The organism is Pseudoalteromonas shioyasakiensis (genome assembly GCF_022398475.1).
In the GTDB taxonomy this organism is placed as follows: domain Bacteria; phylum Pseudomonadota; class Gammaproteobacteria; order Enterobacterales; family Alteromonadaceae; genus Pseudoalteromonas.
The window spans coordinates 1-20,489 of record NZ_JAKEVM010000077.1 but is presented as its reverse complement, the minus strand read 5'-3'; the positions used below and the strand labels follow the sequence as shown (position 1 = coordinate 20,489).

At 40.1% G+C, this 20,489-nt stretch carries 17 protein-coding genes; 4 read left to right on the top strand and 13 right to left on the bottom strand.

Features of this window, described 5'->3' with window-relative positions:
* The first annotated feature begins 74 nt into the window (after nt 1-74).
* Nucleotides 75-533 (top strand): GyrI-like domain-containing protein, encoded by a 459-nt coding sequence (locus tag L1D51_RS13490; protein WP_239963896.1) that lies wholly within the window; start codon nt 75-77, stop codon nt 531-533.
* A gap of 79 nt (nt 534-612) precedes the next feature.
* Here L1D51_RS13490 and L1D51_RS13485 read toward each other — a convergent pair whose 3' ends face one another.
* A complete protein-coding gene (locus tag L1D51_RS13485; RefSeq protein WP_054563120.1) occupies nt 613-1,119 on the bottom strand; it encodes a hypothetical protein in 507 nt (168 codons plus the stop codon).
* Nucleotides 1,120-1,252: 133 nt separating this feature from the next.
* Here L1D51_RS13485 and L1D51_RS13480 point away from each other — a divergent pair, with 133 nt between their 5' ends.
* Nucleotides 1,253-2,263 carry an alpha/beta hydrolase family protein gene (locus L1D51_RS13480; protein ID WP_239963895.1) on the top strand — a complete coding sequence of 337 codons (1,011 nt, stop codon included), beginning with the start codon at nt 1,253-1,255 and terminating at the stop codon, nt 2,261-2,263.
* 42 nt (nt 2,264-2,305) lie between these two features.
* Here the strand turns inward: L1D51_RS13480 and L1D51_RS21830 are convergent, their stop codons facing one another.
* From L1D51_RS21830 to L1D51_RS13450, 6 genes are all read right to left on the bottom strand, one after another.
* Complete coding sequence (locus L1D51_RS21830) at nt 2,306-3,358, bottom strand: HupE/UreJ family protein (protein WP_239963894.1); 1,053 nt, start codon at nt 3,356-3,358, stop codon at nt 2,306-2,308.
* Nucleotides 3,359-3,454: 96 nt separating this feature from the next.
* Nucleotides 3,455-4,690, bottom strand: a complete 1,236-nt coding sequence (locus tag L1D51_RS13470) for a DUF3500 domain-containing protein (RefSeq protein ID WP_239963893.1) — start codon at nt 4,688-4,690, stop codon at nt 3,455-3,457.
* Between the two features lie 293 nt (nt 4,691-4,983).
* Nucleotides 4,984-7,314 carry a S9 family peptidase gene (locus L1D51_RS13465; RefSeq protein ID WP_239963892.1) on the bottom strand — a complete coding sequence of 777 codons (2,331 nt, stop codon included), beginning with the start codon at nt 7,312-7,314 and terminating at the stop codon, nt 4,984-4,986.
* 94 nt (nt 7,315-7,408) lie between these two features.
* Nucleotides 7,409-8,209: a DODA-type extradiol aromatic ring-opening family dioxygenase gene (locus tag L1D51_RS13460; RefSeq protein WP_239963891.1), complete on the bottom strand. Its 801-nt coding sequence runs from the start codon at nt 8,207-8,209 to the stop codon at nt 7,409-7,411.
* Between the two features lie 112 nt (nt 8,210-8,321).
* The gene (gene tmpT, locus L1D51_RS13455) at nt 8,322-8,954 is read right to left on the bottom strand and encodes a thiopurine S-methyltransferase (protein ID WP_239963890.1); all 633 of its coding nucleotides are present in this window, start codon (nt 8,952-8,954) and stop codon (nt 8,322-8,324) included.
* Between the two features lie 9 nt (nt 8,955-8,963).
* The gene (locus L1D51_RS13450; RefSeq protein ID WP_239963889.1) at nt 8,964-9,452 is read right to left on the bottom strand and encodes a DUF2938 domain-containing protein; all 489 of its coding nucleotides are present in this window, start codon (nt 9,450-9,452) and stop codon (nt 8,964-8,966) included.
* A 100-nt stretch (nt 9,453-9,552) separates the two neighbouring features.
* On the opposite strand from L1D51_RS13450, the gene L1D51_RS13445 reads away from it, so the two are divergent.
* Nucleotides 9,553-10,434 (top strand): LysR family transcriptional regulator, encoded by an 882-nt coding sequence (locus tag L1D51_RS13445; protein ID WP_239963888.1) that lies wholly within the window; start codon nt 9,553-9,555, stop codon nt 10,432-10,434.
* Here L1D51_RS13445 and L1D51_RS13440 read toward each other — a convergent pair.
* Nucleotides 10,429-11,004 carry a DJ-1/PfpI family protein gene (locus L1D51_RS13440; protein WP_239963887.1) on the bottom strand — a complete coding sequence of 192 codons (576 nt, stop codon included), beginning with the start codon at nt 11,002-11,004 and terminating at the stop codon, nt 10,429-10,431. The genes L1D51_RS13445 and L1D51_RS13440 overlap by 6 nt on opposite strands.
* A 126-nt stretch (nt 11,005-11,130) precedes the next feature.
* Between L1D51_RS13440 and L1D51_RS13435 the strand changes: the two genes are divergently transcribed.
* The gene (locus tag L1D51_RS13435; protein ID WP_239963886.1) at nt 11,131-11,835 is read left to right on the top strand and encodes a hypothetical protein; all 705 of its coding nucleotides are present in this window, start codon (nt 11,131-11,133) and stop codon (nt 11,833-11,835) included.
* A gap of 29 nt (nt 11,836-11,864) precedes the next feature.
* On the opposite strand, the gene L1D51_RS13430 is transcribed toward L1D51_RS13435, so the two are convergent.
* The 5 genes from L1D51_RS13430 to L1D51_RS13410 form a co-directional block, all read right to left on the bottom strand.
* Complete coding sequence (locus tag L1D51_RS13430; protein WP_239963885.1) at nt 11,865-12,842, bottom strand: hypothetical protein; 978 nt, start codon at nt 12,840-12,842, stop codon at nt 11,865-11,867.
* Between the two features lies 1 nt (nt 12,843).
* Nucleotides 12,844-14,310, bottom strand: coding sequence for a DNA recombination protein RmuC (locus L1D51_RS13425; protein WP_239963884.1), 1,467 nt, complete (start codon nt 14,308-14,310; stop codon nt 12,844-12,846).
* Between the two features lie 229 nt (nt 14,311-14,539).
* The gene (locus L1D51_RS13420; RefSeq protein ID WP_239963883.1) at nt 14,540-17,683 is read right to left on the bottom strand and encodes a DEAD/DEAH box helicase; all 3,144 of its coding nucleotides are present in this window, start codon (nt 17,681-17,683) and stop codon (nt 14,540-14,542) included.
* 415 nt (nt 17,684-18,098) lie between these two features.
* Nucleotides 18,099-19,061 carry a hypothetical protein gene (locus L1D51_RS13415; protein WP_054563106.1) on the bottom strand — a complete coding sequence of 321 codons (963 nt, stop codon included), beginning with the start codon at nt 19,059-19,061 and terminating at the stop codon, nt 18,099-18,101.
* Between the two features lie 14 nt (nt 19,062-19,075).
* Entirely contained in the window at nt 19,076-20,314 is a 1,239-nt protein-coding gene (locus tag L1D51_RS13410) for an AAA family ATPase (protein ID WP_054563105.1), read from the bottom strand.
* Nucleotides 20,315-20,489: the final 175 nt, after the last annotated feature.

The following is a 20,489-nucleotide window of genomic DNA, read 5'->3' as shown; positions in this document are numbered from 1 at the left end:
TAATTAAAAAGGCTAGGTTAAAGTACGCATGCTCTGGTATTTTACTGGGAACAAAATAAGCAAGGAAAAATGCAATGGATCAGCAAGTAACGAAGATCAATATCGGCAACCCAACAACTTTATTTGGCCTCAAAGTTCGCACCAGCAATATGAAAGAAATGAGTGGGGAAGGTGCCAAAATCGCTGGCTTATGGCAGCAATTTTACACAGACATAGCGCCAAATTTAACGCCATCTAGCCAAGTTTATGGCGTGTATACTCATTATGAATCTGATGTCACAGGAGAGTTTGATGTATTTGCATGTACTGACATGCAAGTCACGTCATCAGAGGTAGAACAAACTACACTCGCTACAGGTAACTATCTTCGCTTTAGCGGCAAAGGTGCAATGCCACAAACCGTTATCGATGTTTGGGGCCAAGTTTGGCAGTACTTTAGTAATGAACAGTGCCCGCATATTCGAGCATATAAAACTGACTATGAGTTTTATAAAAGCAGTGAAGAAGTTGAAGTATTCATTTCAGTTGAATAACGCCAAACCCTATTTTTAGTGTAAAGCCCCATTACAGATAAAGCCGCTTATTGCGGCTTTTTCTTTGCTAAAAGGTATATTAATCTTTGTTGTTATCTTCAAGAATAAGATTCTTTAAAATGGGTCGTACAACGACCAAGATTAAAGTAATGAGTACTATCGCGGCCGTTATTATGCGAACTAATCGGAGAAACCATTCAGTTTGATGAATAGGCCTATTTTCCTTTGCTTCTTGTGATTCAAGTAAGGCACATGCTTGCGGTATTGAACTAAATGTATCTTTATTTGGATAATCAAAGACGAAACCTACTTTAGCAAGTGCTAGCCTTGCTTGGTCTGAATGAAGAACATCAACGTACAAAATATGATTTTTAATATCAGCCTTGTAAGGAATCTCTTCAACGTCCAGTACATCAACTATCTTGACGGCATTGACTAAGCGCATATCTTGTACCAAAGGCCGGTATTCAGGAGCTCGAGACCATATAATTACAAATATAGCGAATACCAAGGATAAGCATAATAACCCCCACAAGGTGTAACGCTTAGGCAGAAACTCTAATATATGCGGCGGTTTATTGCTCATTATGACTTCCAATTCAATAAGTTAACTTTCATAATATAAAAGTTTTGATACGTAAAAAAGTAGTTATATACAAATAACCATCATTTAAGTTACTGTGGTTTAGTAACTTTTAGTCACCAATAAGGATGTTGTTGTGTATAAATTACTACTCTTTGCCAGCCTATTTCTCGCTGTTTTTTCTACCAGCGCAGCGAAAATTATCGATGATGAACACGTAACAAAAGAAACAGACTGCTTTACAGGTATCTTTGCTGACTATGATTCGTGGCACCAATTTATTGCGCAAAAGAATAAACGCAAAGCTAAAAACGAAGAGGCATACTTAAAGCGTATTAAAGCCTTTGAAGAAACCTTTCCACAAGATATGTTCGATAACTTTAAAGCTAATTTAACCTGCCATAATTTTAAATATCAGGTCGATAATGTTGAGGTGCTTGGTTATATCATCAAACCTAAAGTCATCAAGAATAAGCTCCCTGTATTAATTTATAACCGCGGCGGTAACGGTAATTTTGGCAGTGTTTATTTTGCTGCAATGATGCGCAATTTATTTCCTTTAGCAGAGCAAGGTTTTGTGGTTATCGGCAGCCAATACCGCGGTACATCAACTAAAAATGATGATTTAGATGAGTTTGGTGGCAGAGATGTTAACGACGTACTTGCGCTTATTGATTTTATTCCGCACATAGCAAGTGCAGATGAAAACCGTATTGGTATGTTAGGAGTAAGTAGAGGCGGCATGCAAACCCACCTTGCCATGCAACACACAAACAAGGTTAAAGCCATTGCAACCATTGCGGGGGCGACCGATTTAGTCAAAGAGCTTACGTTTAGACCTAACATGGAAAAACACGTGTATGTGCGTCGTATCCCCAATTATAAAGAGAACAAACAAGCAGAGCTTGAAGCACGCTCTGTGATGAACTGGGTTGATAAGCTATCGCCTAAAGTGCCCATTCTAATTATTCATGGCAGTGACGATAAACGAGTATCGGTCGAAAACTCTGTTCAATTTGCCAAAGCGCTAGATAAGTATCATATCCCCCATAAACTTGTGGTGTATGAAGGTGATAACCACTTTTTAATGAACCATAAAGAACAACTTGAATCAGAGCTAGTTAATTGGTTTAACACCTATTTATAACTTTTTTTTGAAAGTAAAAAGGGCTAAATAAGGCCCTTTTCATTACACGCTTCGCTCGATAATCCAATAACTCGCAGCCGCCATAGCCAGCACTGATAATGTAATTCGAATAGCACTATAAAAATAAGTTCTGGCAAGCATTACTAGCACGGGTACAACGCAAATAACGATCAGTAACTGCACAGTTTCAATACCCAGGTTAAATGCAACCAATGCGACGATGATGGCCTGCGTATCAAACCCCATATGGCTCATTTCAATTGCGAATGCTTGCCCATGGATAAGCCCAAAAATAAATGCTATCCACATAGCTGACTGCGAAAAAATCGGCCTGATTGCATTCAACGCCGAAACTAAAATAGAGGTCGCTACCAAAATCTCAATTGGCTTTGCAGGAAATGAAATATACCCGAGCGTCGTCAGGGCTAGCGTTAATGAGTGTCCGAGTGTAAAAAAGGTGACAATTTTAGCTACAGATATAACACATTGGCGCACAGGTGCCACTGATTGCCAGCGCTTATTGGCACTAACAAGAGGGGCTGGCAAAATTAAGCACAGTAAAAACAGCAAGTGATCTATACCGGCTGCAATATGGCTCATACCATTTAAAAACATCAGCTTAAACTGAGACCATGCAGTGATTTTTTCAGGCTCTATAAATAAGGTTTCGCGCTGATAGCGGATCAGGCCTATGGTTGCTATGTCTTGGCTTGCTTTAAGTACTTCATGCATATCGTTGCGATACGAAACATAAATTTTGTGAGTAACAACTCGGTGTAAAATGGCATTGTAATGCAAAGAAAAACCGCTGTTATCAAAATTATCTGGTTTGATAAAGTGCATCTTCATCACCATAAACAGTACGTTATCAAATTCATGAATAGCAAAATCATCAACCTTTTGCGCTGTTAACGGCTGAGAATTTTGTGCTGTGATACTCACATGTGTTTGCAGGTAGTCTTGTAAAGCCGAGAAATTAACCTGCTTTAGATCATTATTTTGTGAAGGAAATAGGCTTTCATCAGCTAAACGTAATTGATCGAGGGGTAAATAAATTTCGAGTTCAATCTGTGGTTTATGTGTATCAATAAACACAGCACTCGTTGAAGCAGAATGAGCAAAGGCTTTTGTACAAAAGAGGCTGACCAAAAAGGTCAGCCCAAATAGGAGATTAATTACTGTTTTCATGGCTTATAAATTATTACCATAATCCCAGCTCTTATCCCTGAACATTGTATGGTAATGAGTTTCATCACTGATAATCACCCCATTTTGACACGCCACCTCAATCCAAAGGTTAGGGCCATCAATACGCATATAAGTCCCGGCAACATCCACATCAACACCTGCCGATTCAGTGCCAGCCCAAGCAATATAGGTATCTGCATAAGCAGAACTCGTTACATAGCTAAGCGTTAAGTTTTCAACCACTTCTTCAGGGTAGTCGTTGATCCACTGCTCAATTGCCGCTGTAACCAATGCTTGTTGATCCTGCGTTAAATTTGAAACAAGCAACCCTTTGCGATTATCACCTGTAGGGTAATCAGTTGGTAACGTACCACTTCCATTATCTGGACCTACTAATACATCAGAATAGCTTTCACCGCTTAAGTAGGCTTCTTCAAGTTCTGATTCACTTAACGAATCAAACATAGCAACGAGGGCGTCACCTTCATCAGCAAGTGGAGCATAGCTTGCTGAGTCTATTTCAAAGCTGACTTTAGGTTCAGTACCAATATGGTTTGGCACAGGGTAACCGTCACCATTTAAATAAGTAATGTTATAAGCTAAGTGGTGACCACCTAACTGCAACATCCAGTCACCGCTCACATCTGGGTCGCCAAAAAACGCTAGATAATATTTACCAGATGAGTAAGCAGAACCGCCACCTAGCTCATTTAAGTAATCATCCGCAGCAATAGTACCTAAGAAATCTTGGTAGCCATCATCACTCAGTGCCGCTCTTGCAACCATCATCGCCGCTTCAAGTGATTCATCGTCTAATGCGCCAAGCTCAATACCATTACGACTTACATTGCCCGTCGGTAAGTTTGACCACACAGTTCTTGCTTCAGAGTCTGAGTAATCAAGCTGTAAATCAGCAAGTTCATCTTCATCTAATGTGTCGATTAATGCATTTGCAGCACATACCAGTGATTCAAGGCTGGTATCAAGCTCACAGTCGCCTAAACTGATATCGCTGAAATCACTGACACTAAGTGAGCCTGAACTGCTATCACTACCGCTGCTATCATCGCCACTATCGTCACTTCCGCTGTTATCAGAACCACTGCTATCACTGCTACTATCGCTTGTCGATGTATCTGTATCTGATGACGATGATGAGTCACTGTCACCACAGGCAGCTAAGCTTGCTAATAACGCAAGCACTACCAATGATTGCAAAAAGCTTTTTCCTAATTTCATAACCAAATTCCCTACATGAATTATTGATTAAAAAATTACCATAGAGCCAAGGTTGAAAAGTGTAGAAAATGTGTAGATCAACAAGCAGATTATGGGGTTTTATTCACGAAATAAGCCCATCTAATGAGGCCTAAGGTCTAGTTTCATACTTTTAAATTGGTGCGAGTTATTTTGTGTTGCTCAATGTGAATAGCCCAAAACGTATCTCTTTTTATCTGTAACGGGGGTTTACAGTTTGCATAAAAAAACCGCAGCTTAATGTCTAAGCTGCGGTATTTTTTAATAAAGCATATTTACTTGTTAAGTAAATGCTTTTCGAAGAAGTTAGCCATCATAGTGTGATAGTGCAGGGTAGTGCCTTTACCTTCTCGTAGGCTGTGAGAACGGTTCGGGTAAGAGAAAAACTCGAACTGTTTATTGTGCTTAACTAATTCGTTAATTAAACGCTCTGAACCTTGGTAGTGTACGTTATCATCTCCGGTACCGTGGATCAGTAGCAACTTACCTTGCAGGTCTTTTGCAAAGGTGATCGGAGACGTGTTGTCGTAACTTTCAGGATCGGTATTTGGGTTACCTGCATAGCGCTCTTGGTAGATAGTATCGTACAAGCGAATATCTGGCACAGGGGCAGAGGCAATCCCAACTTTATATTTATCACCATGGCGGAATAACAAATTAAGCGTTGAACTACCGCCACCTGAGTGACCCCATACACCAACACGGTCGGTATCAATGACATCCCAACGTTTTGCCATTGCATCAAGGGCGTCAACTTGGTCACGTACGGTAATAGAGCCTATTTTTTTGTAGATAGACTTACGCCAATCTCTGCCTTTTGGTGCGCGCGTGCCGCGGTTATCTACTGAAGCAACAATAAAGCCTTGCTGAGTTAGATACGACTTGTATAAGTAACTGTTACCTTCCCAGCGATCTTGTACTGTTGAGCCCCACGGCTCACCGTAAACATAGAAAACGATTGGGTATTTTTTACCTTTGTCTATATTCGCTGGGAACATGATGTAGCCATCAAGCTCAACACCATCGCGCGCATTAACCGTAAAGAACTCGTGAGTCGGTAATTGCTCAGTCGCTAATTTCTCTTTTAATGCTTTGTTCTCAACTAAGGTTTTTACATTACTGTGATCGCTTACTTTGATGATCTCTTTCATTGGTGGAGTGCCAAATTTAGAGAAAGTATGCATTGCCCAAGAGGTATCTTTAGACATGTAATAGCTGTTTGAACCATCGAATGACGCTGGCGTTACACGCATTGGCTTAGAGCTGCCATCAAGCGAGGTACGGAATAAATAACGCTGGCCTGGATCATCCGGTGATGCAGTAAAGTACATAACGTTTTTATCTTCGTTGAGCGCTAGCATATCAATGATGTCGTACTCGCCCGGTGTTAAATCAACAACCGTTTTGCCATCTCGAGATACACGGTATAAATGGCGCCACCCATCACGCTCACTGTGCCAAATAAAGAACTTACCGTCTTTTGACCAATTTGCTTTATAAAACCACTCAATAAAGGCATCGTCTTTATCTTCAAGAATTTTAGTCAGCTGCTGTTTTTGCCAGTCGAATAACCAAACCTTGTTGTGGCTTTGCGGACGGTTAAGATCTTGGATCATCAAAGATTCACCTGTGCCTGCCCAGCTAATACGTGGAATATAACGATCGCGATTATCACCACCTAGTTCAGCCCAACGGGTTTTCTTGTCATTAAGACTAACCACTCCCACTTTAACCGCTGAGTTCATCTCGCCGGCTTTTGGATACGGGAATTCTTTAAGGGTAGGGTAGAGATCATCGGTGTTATTGATCATGGTGAAGTATTTCACGCCACTGGTATCAAGCTGCCAATAGGCAATTGATTTGTTGTCTGGACTCCAGCGGAAACCATCACGAATAGTAAATTCTTCTTCGTATACCCAGTCAAAATTACCATTAACAATGGTGTCGTTACCATCAGTGGTTAAGGCAGTCACAGCCTTGCTACCCACTTTTTCCATGTAGATATTGTTATCACGCACGTAAGCTACTTTTGAGCTATCAGGTGAGAACTTAGCAAACATCAGCTTTTTCGCTTCGATGTTTTCGCCACCTAACTGATATAGCGAATCAGTTTCGAGGTTTAAAAGCCAAAAATCACCACGGCTACGTGAGCGCCACACTTGCTCGCCATTGGTAAAAACCATCAGCCATTTACCATCTTTAGACCATTGATAGCTTTCAACGGTGAGTGGCTCTTTATCACCTTTGGGAATTAATTTTTCGTAACTAACAAGTACCTTACGACCCGTCCCATCGGCGTTATAAAACACAATATCATTGCCTTTTACGCCGTGCTCATCGTCTTTAGCTTTGTCGTCTTGAGTATTTTTATCGCTTTCGCGCTCTTCAAGTACTGTGTAGCCAGTACCATCATCGAGCCACGTAAAATAGGTGCTACGCTCAGCTTTAAAGTCTTTTTCTTTATAAATTTGTTCAAGCGAGAGCGGGTTAGCCGTTGCGTTCACTGTTGCTGATGGGGTGCTAGCTTGCTCTGTAGTTGAGCATGCCTGCAAACCTAAACCCGCAACCACAGCAAACGCAAGGGTTGATGTTTTTATTAAGTTCATTTTGTTGTTCCTAGGTTTTAACTTACCTAGCGTACCAAATTAGATGAATAAAATCTGAGCCTTTATCGTGTTATCTGGGGGGTTGAACTTAAACTTAATCGTCCCACAAGAACATACTGGCTTGCTTGTTGGCAATACGTAGTTCGTAGATATCACTACAAGGGCGCATCGCCGCACCATAGCAAACATGTAACGGCAATAAGTGCTCCTCTCGAGGATGGCTAAAACGCGCCGCAGGGGCCATTTGCCATTCTAATAGTTTAGCTTGTCGCTGCTGTTCACTCAGCTCAGTATTGCCACATACATCAACTAGCCATTGCTCAAAAGCCATATTTTGCGCTTTAATTTCAGCGGTTTCTGGCGTGAAAAATGCGCGCATATTATGAAAAGTAAAGCCAGAGCCAATGATCAATAAATTATCGTAATCAAGGTGTTGTAAAGCCTCACCTATCGCTAGGTGTAAGCTTGGCTCAAGGCTTGGATGTAACGACAATTGCACACAAGGTATATCTGCTTTTGGATACATAATCTTCAAAGGCACATACATACCGTGATCAAAGCCACGAGATGGGTTTAATGCGCTATCGATATTAGCTTTTGCCAATGCCTGATGTACTTTTTCGGCAAGGGCAGGTTCACCTGGGCTTGGGTACTCAATACTGTAAGCAGGCTCAGGAAAACCATAGTAATCATAAATTAGCCCAGGAGCAGCGCTCGAAGTGATACTAATTGGGTTCGCTTCCCAGTGTGCACTCACCATCAAAATAGCAGATGGCTTTTTAATTTTTGCGGCAATAGACTGTAAACAAGTGACCATATCGGCATGACTTGGATCGCCCAGTAAAGGCATAGGACCGCCGCCATGTGAAACAAAGAAAACGCGTGGCTTTTGCATAAATGTACTCCTAAAATACGCTAATCTCTATAGTGCACGCACAGAGGTACAATAACTAGCCACAAAAACGCACAGCTAGGGTGTGAATTTACACACCTCTAGTTTGTAAGTACTAACTTAGAAGCCAAGCTACGTTCATGGCAGGGACTTGCCCTTTTAAGCCACCTTCGAGAGGTTCTTTACACAGTAATGTTAGTTGATAAAAAGCATCGTAATGCTGATGTAGCTCATCGGCGACTACACTAAACGGTGGACCCGAAAACTCACTTTGCTGATATTCAAATACCACCACTAACTGCGTTGCTCTATTGGTTAATTCAAGTAAATGCTGGGTATAGCGAATGCGCACTGGCTTTGGTAACGCAACTAAGGCGGCACGGTCATAAACCGCGTTGATAGTGCCAAGTTCATTCGCGGTAAGTGCAAAAATATCACCCACCCAAACGGTTAGATTTGCGCCTTGGTAACGTAATAGTTCACCGTGTTGGCTAACTTCGGGTTCTAGCTTTAACTCATCAAATAACTGCTTAATGGCAATCTCACTAAGTTCTGCCCCAACAACACGCATACCTTGCGCTAGCAAATAATGAATGTCGTGAGTTTTTCCGCACAGTGGTACAAAAACAGTATCGCCTTGCTGTAAATTCAAGTTAGTAAAATACTGATCTAGATAACGGTTAACGTCTCCTTCATGAAAACCAATTTCGTTATTTTCCCAACGTTGATGCCAATGCTTTGCGTCCATTACATACTCCTAAATAAATTGAATGAATTGAGCTGATAAATATATTCCGACACCAAAAAGTAGGTGAGTTACAGCACTTTTTAAACGGGCTTGGAGTGGGTTTGCGGTTTTCGTAGCCATTATCCCCATCCCTAAAGCGGGCTGCATAACAAAAAATGGCATACATACGCTAGCTAATCCAAATATACATGCAGCGATTAAGGTGGGCTGTTCAAGCCAAGCAATACCGACCAGTAATATAAATAGAAACGAAAATAAAACACCAATAAAGTAGTGTAAACACCAGCCAAACACGCACTCAAACTGCTTAACTGGACTAGTTGCTATATTCAGGTGCTTAAACTTTCCATCTAATAAACCCAAGCCCCAACGGCCAACTAAACAAAAGTCTAATGACGGTATCTTAAACACTTTAGCCAGCACAAAAGCATAAAGATCAATGAACAAAGTCGCCGCTATGCCTACAAAAGTTATCACATAAATATCATCAACACTCATAATTAGATGCTCTTAAATGATTTAATAAAAGACATGATATCTAATTGCAGAAATGCTAAAAATAGCAAGATAAACAAACTATGATTGCATAAATGAGAACATGATTGACGATATTGCCCTATTCATACAGATTGTTAAACAAGGCGGCCTACGTAATGCGGCTGAGAGCTTGTCCTTGCCTACCGCAACTGTATCGAGACGCTTGCAACGACTTGAGCAACGCCTAGGCGAGCAGCTTTTAAATCGCTCAGCAAGGCAATGCACGTTAACACAAGCAGGAGAGGTATACTTTCAAAGTTATGTTGAATTAATTGAGCAATTTGAACAAACTCACCGTCAGCTTAATGATCAAAAAGCACAATTATCAGGAAAGCTTAAAGTTTTAGCACCTCTGAATATTAGTCATGGTTTCTTAAAGCCGATGTGGCTCGCATTTACTAAACAGTACCCTGATATTCAACTTGAGTTATTGCTTAATAATAAACTTGAAGATCTGAGTAAAAGCCAAGCTGATATAGCAATAAGAGTAGGGCCGCAGGCTGATTCTATGCTCCATCAGAAAAAGTTAGGCAGTGTTGATACCTTATTTGTTAGCACTAAAGCATACCTTAATTCGGCATCTGCCATAGAAGAGCCTGCTGAGTTAAAACAACATAGGTTAATTGGTACCACGTTGCGAAATAAGTGGCAGCTAACCAATACACAAACGAATGCAACTTATACTCACATGTGCCGATTTGCTAGTACTTTTAACGATACTGGATTTGTAAAATACTTAGTTTGTGATGAGCAAGGTATCGCCTTGTTACCTCGGTTTGAGGTTATAGATGAATTAAAATCTCAGCAGCTAGTTCAAGTACTGCCACACTGGCGAGGAGAAAACCGCGACATTTATGCAATCTGGCCAAGCGCACGTTTACTGAGTAAAAAGGCTGCCTGTTTAAAACAGTTTATAACCGACTATATTGCTGAACAATTATAAAGTCTGCCATTGATATTCCATCTGTTTGGCAGTCAGTAGGGCGTGTTCGTAACTAATAAACTCAGCGACTAACGCTAGGCTCATATCAATGCCAGCAGAAATTCCCCCAGAGCTGGTAAACTTACCATCGGTGATCCAACGAGTATCTGAAATCACATTGAGCTCAGAAAACAAAGCAGCCAACTCTGGTTGATCTTGCCAATGAGTCGTGACATTTTTACCGTTCAAAAGCCCTGTTTTAGCAATCAAAAATGTCCCCGTACAAACAGAGGCAACACGCTTGGTGTTAGTGGCTGTGTGTTTTAACCAAGTAATAACCTCTGCTTTTTCTAGCTCTCGTGTATGGTCGCCACCAACCACAACAAGGAGATCAAGCGAAGGGCAGTCAGCAAAGCTGTAATGGGGGTTTACACTATAACCGCCGCGGGCAAGTACAGGACTATCACTTTCGGCAATTAAACTCACTTGCCAATCATTATTCGCTAGGCGCTTGGCTGTACTAAACACCTCAAACGGACCTGAGAAATCGAGTACTTCGGCATCATCATAGATGTAAATTCCAATATTCATACAATTGTTCCTATTATGTGGATTTATTTCTCAAGTAAAAAAACGTACTATGCCATTTTTGCAGTTCGTTAATGACATATTATTAAATTGCGCACTGTATACAAACAAAACTTCAAGGCATTGTTAATGCGTTTTTTTTTATTATTGAGCGTGCTGCTGGTTGGTTGTAAAACAACACAGCAAAGCGTTGCTGAAATTAGTGAAGTATCGCCGGGCACTATTTATTTTCAAGGCGAAACATCAAAGCAAAATGTTGAAAAGTTCGAACAGTTATTAGTAAATAGCGATCAACAAATCAACACCTTAGTTATTAATAGCCAAGGTGGTGATGTGATGGCGGGTTTACATTTAGGTGGCTTAGTTCATGAATATCAACTCGATGTTGTGGTACACGAGCTTTGTGCATCGTCTTGTGCCAACTATGTACTTACCGCAAGCCCACATGTCCTCGTTGAAGAGCAAGCAGTTATCGGCTGGCATGGGGGCTCATTACAGCCATTATACGTGCCCATGGAGCAACCGCCTGAAGTCGCTAGCTATATAGCAAAATGGCAAGCAGCAGAGCGACAATTCTTCGATATCATTAATGTTGAACAGGCGGTTACTATCATAGGTATGATGCCTGGTATTACAGAGAAACGTGATTCTGCTATTTATAGTTACGACGCTCAAACCCTAAAGCGTTTAGGGTTGCATATTGAGTTTGCTGGTGCGCAAACAGGGATGTCAGCAAGTGGCGAAAAACTAGCGCAGGTTTTCGAACTTGAAGAGTCTGTACTTAACCACTTTTTGATGCTCAACGATATTGTTTCAGCAGAACTTATTAACTAATAAAAAGCCCACATGACGTTGGCTTTTTATTAGTTATGTTGGCTAAGCCAAGAGTGGATTTGTTTAGCACTTCTTGGTGACACTATTTCAGCACGACGTTTTAATTCTTTATGCCACGTCAGATCATTTAAAGCCGCATCACTTAATGGTGCATTTCTATCTGTGTTTTTTAGCACATAATAAGCATCTGCAACATCCGCAAGGCTTACATTGTTATTTGCCGCAAAGCGCTTAGACATTGACGCTAAGGGCATATTCAACGAACTATTAGCCGATAAAGGGATCAAGCTGTCCGCAGGGTATGATGATGCAATACCATCGTTTTTCATCGCTGGCCAAACAGTGTATGTGGAGCCCGGTTTTTGCTGCTCAAGTAATGCAATTACAGAACTAAAAGGCGAAGTTTGATTGTTTATAACTACCGGCTTTCTAAACGTGTGAAATGCACCAAAGAGTAAGATTGCACGGCGATGCTTAGCGACAACATGCTGATTTATTGCCTCTAAATAGCCAGTTTCACGGCTACTTTCTAGCTTTTGCCAATCCTCTTTAGAGAGGGTTTGCCAGTTCATTGCAGGCTCAGCAAGGACAAGACGAACTTTATGTTCACGGGTACTATTAAGCTGTTTTAACTTTAAAACTAATTGCTCATAAACATCATATTGCCATGCCATAAAATACAAGGTGTCGCGCCAAATGTGCCTTACGTCATCAATGCTTATATTCTGTTTTCTCAACAAATATTGATCAGCTAAATCTTGATACCGCGCATTACCAAACTCAACGACAAGATCATCAAGCTGCTGCCAGTTACTAGGCTCATCTAAGTATTTAATAAGCCTAGTAACAACATGCTCGCTGCCATGAACATCACCAATTACAACGAGTTTATTAGCGTGTAACGCTTTATTAAGTTGGCTGCCGTAATCATAATTTGCAGCTTTGACAGTACTTGCAAAACATACATATGCAAGGACAACAAACCCGATGCGCTTTAAAACCTGCATATTAATCTAACTCTAATTGGGCCTTTTCAACAGTTTCCGCGGGTAACTCTTTTTGAACAGAAACCCCCAACTCTTTGAACTCAGAGGCCTGCTTAATCAAGTTTCCTTTACCGCGGTACAGCTGAGAAAACGCTTTATCATAGCTTTCTTTGGCGCGGTCTAATTGCTTACCAACCCCTTCCATACTGGTTAGGAAACCATTGAGCTTGTTGTAAAAACGCTCAGCACGGGCGGCAAGCTCTTTTGAGTATTTAGTTTGCTCTTCAAAACGCCACAATTGTTTTACGATGTTCAAGCTAGTCAATAAGGTCGTTGGAGTTGCAACTAAGATATTTTTTTCGATTGCTTGCTGATAGATATCACTCTGGTACTTAAGCGCTTCAACAAATGCTGACTCTATTGGTACAAACATGATCACCACTTCAGGTGAGTTAATACCTGGTAGTCTGTCGTAGGCTTTGCTTGCTAACTCGTTTATACGTGATTGCACCGCAGTGACATGCTCTTTAAGCGCTTGCTGCGCCTCAAGCTCTGTATCGGCATTTACATAGCGTGTATACGCGTTTAAAGAGGTTTTAGCATCGATAACTAAATGACGTTGCTGAGGCAAATACACCACAACATCTGGGCGTAAACGGCCATCTTCGGTGTTAAACGACACTTCACGTTGATAATCCACTCCAGCACGTAGCCCTGCGCTGTCTAATACATTTTCAAGCATTAACTCCCCCCAATTACCTTGGGTTTTCTTTTGCCCTTGTAATGCGGTGCTCAGCCTATCAGCTTGTTCGGTGATGGCTTGGCTTTTAGCCTGTAAATGCAATAACTCAGTTTTAAGTGCTGCACGCTGCTTTAGATCTTCCACGTGGATCAATTCCATCTTATCACGAAAGCCTTTTAGCTCACCCTGAACCGGTTTTAAAAGTTGCTCAATACTTTCTTGGTTTAAGGTTTTAAAACGTTGTGATTTTTCTTCAAGGATTTGATTAGCGAGGTTTTCAAACTCTTTTTTGAGTTGCTCTTTGCTTTCTTTGATATGACTAAGCTGCTCTTTAAAATGCAGTTCTTTTTGCTCTATAGTGCTTCGTAAGGTACTTAAATCAACATCGCGCTGATTAAGTGCAGCTTTAGTATCAGCAAGCTCAGCTTCAACTTGACGCCAAAACTGGTTGTATTGTTGTGCTTGCTTTTCTTGTTCTACAAAGCGGGTTTTAAAGTGTTGAGACTCATCACGTTGCTCAGCGTAATCTTGCTGTAACTGCGCAAGCGTAAGTTGGCTTTGTTCAAGTTGCAGCTGCTTTTGTTCTAAATGATTTTGCTGGATTTGCTGACTATTTTGCAGTTCGGTTAACTGATTTTTTAAGCGACTTTTTTGTAAGGCAAAAATAACACCACTTGCAACAGCACCTACAGCAGCACCAAGCACACCACTTTGCCAATTAATCTGTGCAATCAGCTCTGTAACCATAACGAAAACTCAATAACTTAAAGACACATCATCATAACGAATTAGTGCTCAGCAGAGTAGGGGGTTTAGGCATAAAAAAAGCCAGCTCAAAGTGAGCTGGCTCTAACATTACTAAAATTTAGTAACCAAATGGGAAATCAACATAATGCTTATGTAAACTGCAATTTAACAACAAGCATAATAATAGACGCCCCAAAATTTGATTAGTTCAAAAAAACTTTAAAAAAATTTAATTTTTTATCAGAGCAAGCATTTGCTCTTCATCAAATTGAGTAAAACTCATTGATTTTTCGGTAAATAATGCATCAACAAGAGCTTGCTTATGCTGCTGCATTTTAAATACTTTTTGTTCAATTGAGTTAGCCATAATCAATTTATAAACAAACACAGGGTTAGTTTGGCCAATACGGTAGGCACGATCTGTCGCTTGTTTCTCAACAGCAGGGTTCCACCAAGGATCAAAATGAATCACAGTATCGGCTTGAGTTAGATTTAGCCCTGTACCACCGGCTTTAAGGCTAATTAAGAATACAGATGTATCACCTTGAGTAAACTCTTCGATAACACGGTCGCGGTGTCTTGTTTGCCCGGTAAGCATACTAAAACTGATGCCTAATTCATTTAATCGCTCTGCTATGACATCAAGTGCCATGGTGAATTGACTGAATATAATCACCTTACGACCTTCGCTAAGCATGATAGGCAAATGCTTAGATAACCATTCAAGTTTGGCGCTGCCAGCCTGTGAACTAGGGTCGATCAATTTTGGGTGACAACAGATTTGTCTGAGCTTTAATAATGCATCTAAAAAGGCTAGCTTACTTTTTTGTACACCTTGCTGTGCAAATAGGTCGACTAATTTCTGTTCTAAAGATTCAGTTATACCGGTGTAAATTTCCTTTTGTTTGCTCTCAAATTCAAACTCTTTAACTAGCTCAGTCTTCTCTGGGAGCTCTTGCGTTACCTGTGCTTTAGTACGACGCAAGATAAATGGCATGATCAACGACTTAAGTTCATCAGCTCGGGCAACGTCGTTATCACGCTCAATAGGCGTTTGAAAATAGCTCTTAAAATGTGCTTGCGAACCAAGTAAAGAAGGCATTGCAAAGTCGAGCAAAGATTTAAGCTCAAATAAGTTATTTTCTATAGGCGTGCCGCTTAAGCAGAGCTTAAAGTCTGCATTAAGGCGCTTAACCAAGCGTGAAACCTGCGCAGCGTCGTTTTTAATATATTGCGCTTCATCAAGAATGATGTTTTCAAAATACAGCGGCGAATAAAAGGCAATATCACGCTTCAATAGAGGATAAGTTGTTAAAATACAATCTGCTTGCGACAACTGTTGTAATTGGTCGCTGCGCGCAGCACCGAAGACGGTGGTAATTTTTAAGTTACTCGCAAATTTATTAATTTCACTTTGCCAGTTACCAACCAAGCTGGTTGGGCAAACAATTAACGTGGGGCCTGCTTGTGGTGATTGCTTGGCATTAGCTAAAAAGGCAATAACTTGTAGGGTTTTACCTAGCCCCATGTCATCAGCCAAAATACCACCAAGCTGGTGACGTTTTAAAAAGTTAAGCCAATCAACACCGTGTTGTTGATACTCACGCAATTGCACACCCTGGTTTAAGCCTTGAATATCGGACTTTTTAATAAGCTGTTGTGAGCTATTTAATTCCGATAGATAAGCATCTAGAGCATCGTCAACAATATTAACCTTAATTGCTTTTTGCTCGATGAGCTTAGGCAAAAACGACAAAGGCATTAAGATTTCGTCACGGGTTTTAATATGCTCAAAACGTTCACGATAATCATTAAGCTGCATCATCGCGGCCTTTTCAACCACAGCAAAGCGTTTTCCTACAGTAAAGTAATAAAAGCGCTCACTTTGTCGATTAAGCGATTGATAAGTATTGTTATCAGTGACAAACAACTGTTGAGTTTTAACACCAGAGATCACGATTTTACTAACTATCTGATGGCCTTTACCACGCTCAACTTGCAGTGAAAGTTGTTTAAGGACTTTGCCGACTGCTAACTCATCATTAATTTTCCAACCACGTTTTAATAAGTTTGGAATTATTTCAAACTTTAACCAATGTTCATGAATAACTGATTGTTTATTAAAGATAAACTCTGTTTGTAAAGCCCCTTTACATAATTCAAAGCCAAGGTTAGTTAATTCATTTACAACGGTATTTTCTAATGATTGGTTTAGTATTTCAGCTGGCGCCTGGCTTAAATCATACAAAGAGTTTTGATAATTAAACTGCAATCCTAAGCGGATTGTACCCTCGTCATTATTAATACTGATGACAGGGAATACAGTTCGAGCTAGGCTTTTTTTGCTTTCCTTAAATGCATGAGGGATCACACCTTCACCAAAATTATCATTCAGCTGTTGATAAACGCGGTCAAAGTTCTCTGTGTGAATAGCAGGCATATTGGTAAGTAACGCTATTTCATCAGCCGTTAACGGAGTACGAATTCGGCCTACTTTTAGCTTTTCAGGGTCAAGGTAAGTAGGGGGTGTTGTTTTTAACAATAACCAATTATCTTGCCCAGCAAGCGTCATGCTCAATGAAGTTAAGTCTTTGTTTTGTTTCCAATCAAACTCTAACGCTTGCATACTGTCAGCTTTAATTGCTTGGCGCGAACGGCCTAAAAACAAACGCTGGGTGGCAATTAATTGCTGTAGTGCTGCAAAGCCCCATTGACCTTTAAGCTCAAGTTTTCCAAGGGCATTCTGAGAACGGATCCAGCTATATAACCGAAAGTCAGATTCTAATAAATCAGTAGGGGTTACAAAACTATTTAATTGCTGCTCGGTAAGGTTACGACCAAGAGTATAGTTATGCTCAGCGTCATAATTAGCTATTTTAGGGGTAAGGGTTACAACAGATTTCTCTACATCAAGAACAAATAATAGAACCTGTTTGGCATTGTCATTAGTAACTTGCTTAAGGGTTTTTAGCTCACTAAACCAATCGTTAATGATGTAGTCTTCGCCGTAGTCACCTGAATGTTCAATTTTGAGTTTTAGGAGCACAGCTGCAATATGGCGGCATTTAGTTTTAGAACCACAAGTACAATGCGAATCGACCGAAAAACCACTTGGTAATTTACTGATCTCAATATGCTGAGTAAAGGTATTTCCTTCGTTACCAAACATAGATGCATCAATAACGCTAAAATCACTGTTATGTTCTAACCAGTTGATTTGGCCGTTCTGGTGATACTCTTTTGCTTTACTTAACACATGCGGCTTAAATAGCTGTTTGATGAAGCGCTCAGACAGAGGAAACTGAGTTTCTTGCTCTTGTTTGATTTCTTCAAAGATAGCTAATAAGTCATTTTTGGATAAGTTAGCAGACATAACGCTTTTGGCAGTAAAAACAAAAAATAATTCTGCCAGTATATGATCTATCGGCCCAGAGCTAAAGCACTATTGAGCAATATTGGACTGGTTGGAGCTGATAACTTGGTAAAAATCTGCTTTAAAATAAAATCAAAGCTGAAAACTAACATACTGAGCATTTAACAAACAACAATCGCACAAGATATAAACAGGTTAATAACAAGGCAGGGGCTTTACAGATCAATTTTTTACTAAGCAATATAATTATGAAACGAAAAACCCTGTAAAGGGGTTATTAGTTGGTAAAAAGCTGATCTGAGAGTGTAATAAGTATCAATTTTACTGGTAATAGATCACTATTTTACTAACGAAAGGGAAGGGGAGATCACGCTTTTACTAACAGTAAAAGCGTAAGAGATCATTCTTTTACTAACTAATTAAAGCTATTTAATAGCTTAGTTAGCTGCTCTAAGCGTTTGTCTGTCATCACTTTATTATCGATTTTCACAGATAAGTCACCGCTTTTGATATTACGCTGTACGCTCACAAATTCACTATCAATAAGGGCTTCACGACGGCTTGGCGCTGCTGGCTCAGCAGTTAATAGCTTGGTAATTGCAAGAGCACGTTTATCATCGCTACTGATTTGCGCTATTTCGCTATCACTACTTACGTCATTTACAAGCTTGGTAAACAGCTGCTCGTCACGCTCTTTGGCACTGATAAGCTTTTTAGCTACTTCACGGCCAACATGATTCGCAGTAGGGTAAAGACTTAAAACCTCAGAAGGTAGATTCTCATACGCTTTGATTGCGTCAGCAATCGCAGTGTGTGATACACCTTCAATTGCCGCAATCTCACGATAAGAGCCTTTTTTACCATCAGCAATAAGCTCATCGCGGGTCTGTTGATATGCTTGACCTAGCTCCCATAGACTTGGGGCAATGTATTGATCAGATGATACAGCAAGAATTTTAGCATCTTGATCTGTGAAATCTTCAGAGCTTAAAACTAAGTAATCAGAGTTACTTAAGATACATGCTTTTCGACGACGAGAACCTGCTAATACAAGCATTTCATCACCTTTATCCCAACATAGGGCAGGGTGCTGGTTACGGCCGTCTTCGGCAATTGCAGGAAGGATATCGGCAACTGACTTTTCATTTAGTAATGATTGTACACGGCGGTTTTTACCATAGACCTTTGTTTTAGCTTCAATTTCTGAGCTTGGAATAACCTTACACACCAAAGTAATTTGACGTGTAGGATCGCTTGGAGCAGGCATACTGATAACATCACCAGCTGAAGCTTGCTCTAGCAAAGCATCTAAACTGCTACTTTCGATAGACGTTGAAAAAGGGTCTAAGCTGGTATCATTTTTACGTTTTTTAGCCATTTTTATTAATTACCTTACTTAGCTGTATTTAGAGACGATTGAGTTGACTGCCAATTAGAACGGATCAGCATTTCAAGTTCATCAACAACATCTTTGATATTTTCTTGCGCACGAAGTAGTGACTCACGACTAGCTAAGCTATCTGACGTTTTTTGATCAAAAATGGTATTAAAAGAAGATGAGCTAGCGGTAATTGCCGAGCTATGATTGATTGGGTAACTCATTACTTGACGACCAAATGCACTACGAACATCTTTAACGATGTCGCGCTGTGAATGATTCCCTTTAACATAGTTAGTTACTAAGAATTGCATGAAGTCCCAACCTTGGTGGCCAAGGGCAGCAACTGTATGGTAAATCTCGCCTAATCGCTTTAAGTATTTATTATTTGCATCAAAGTCTACAGCTTCAGGATGAACTGGAATAAGCATCGACGTAGAGGCCATTAATGCATTATAAAACATAAAGTTAAGTGATGGAGCTGTATCAATTAGAATAATATCAAATTGATCTTTTACCGGTTCAATAACTTTTTCGAGCAATTTATGATAGTGACGAGTTTTATCATAACTAGAGCTATCTTTTAATAAAGTTGCAGTTTCATGCTCGAAGTAAAAATCATCCATACCTGAAGGCAAAATACGAATATTAGGTATATGGGTAGGTAAGAAAGAGTTCGATACTAACTCATCCCAGGTTTCGTTTTCATCGAGTTCGATACAGTCACGCATTAAGTCACCCACAGTAATTGGGTCTGGCTCACTAGGTGGGAAAAAGCTTGATGAAGAACCTTGTGGATCAAGGTCAATAATACCAATTCTGTATCGTTTAATATTGGTAGTAGCAAGTGCAGCGGCAATGTTTACCATGCTGGTAGTTTTACCACAACCACCTTTTAACGAGTTAATAACGATAACTTGTAATTTATCATGAACTGTACGGTGATCAGGCTTAATATCCATGATATCAGCCATAGCAAAGATATTTACCAAGGTATAAGCGTAGTGGCCATTTGCACCTCGTTTGATATCAAGTGCATCAAAGTCACCATTATCATGACGTCGTTTTAAGGTACGATTATTACAGCCTAATAAGTCAGCGGCTGCTTTTTGCGTATAAGTACGAAGTTCTTTTTCTTCAGACTTTAAATGGGCACGATAATGTTGAATACGTCCTTCTAGCGATTTTTCAGCAACTTCTGCTGTCGCTTTTAGTAACCTATAAGTGGCTAGCGCATTATTATTGATAGACATACTTTCTTCCTCAAAGTTATGCTTTAAGTATAATGTCCATTCAAATTGCTGTAAACAAGTATTTAAGGCGACATACCTTTTATTTATAAGACATTTAATAAAAATTTGTAACTTTACTGATACTAAGTATAAATAAGTAAGTTTAATATCGGTTAAGTATATAGGTATATAAGGT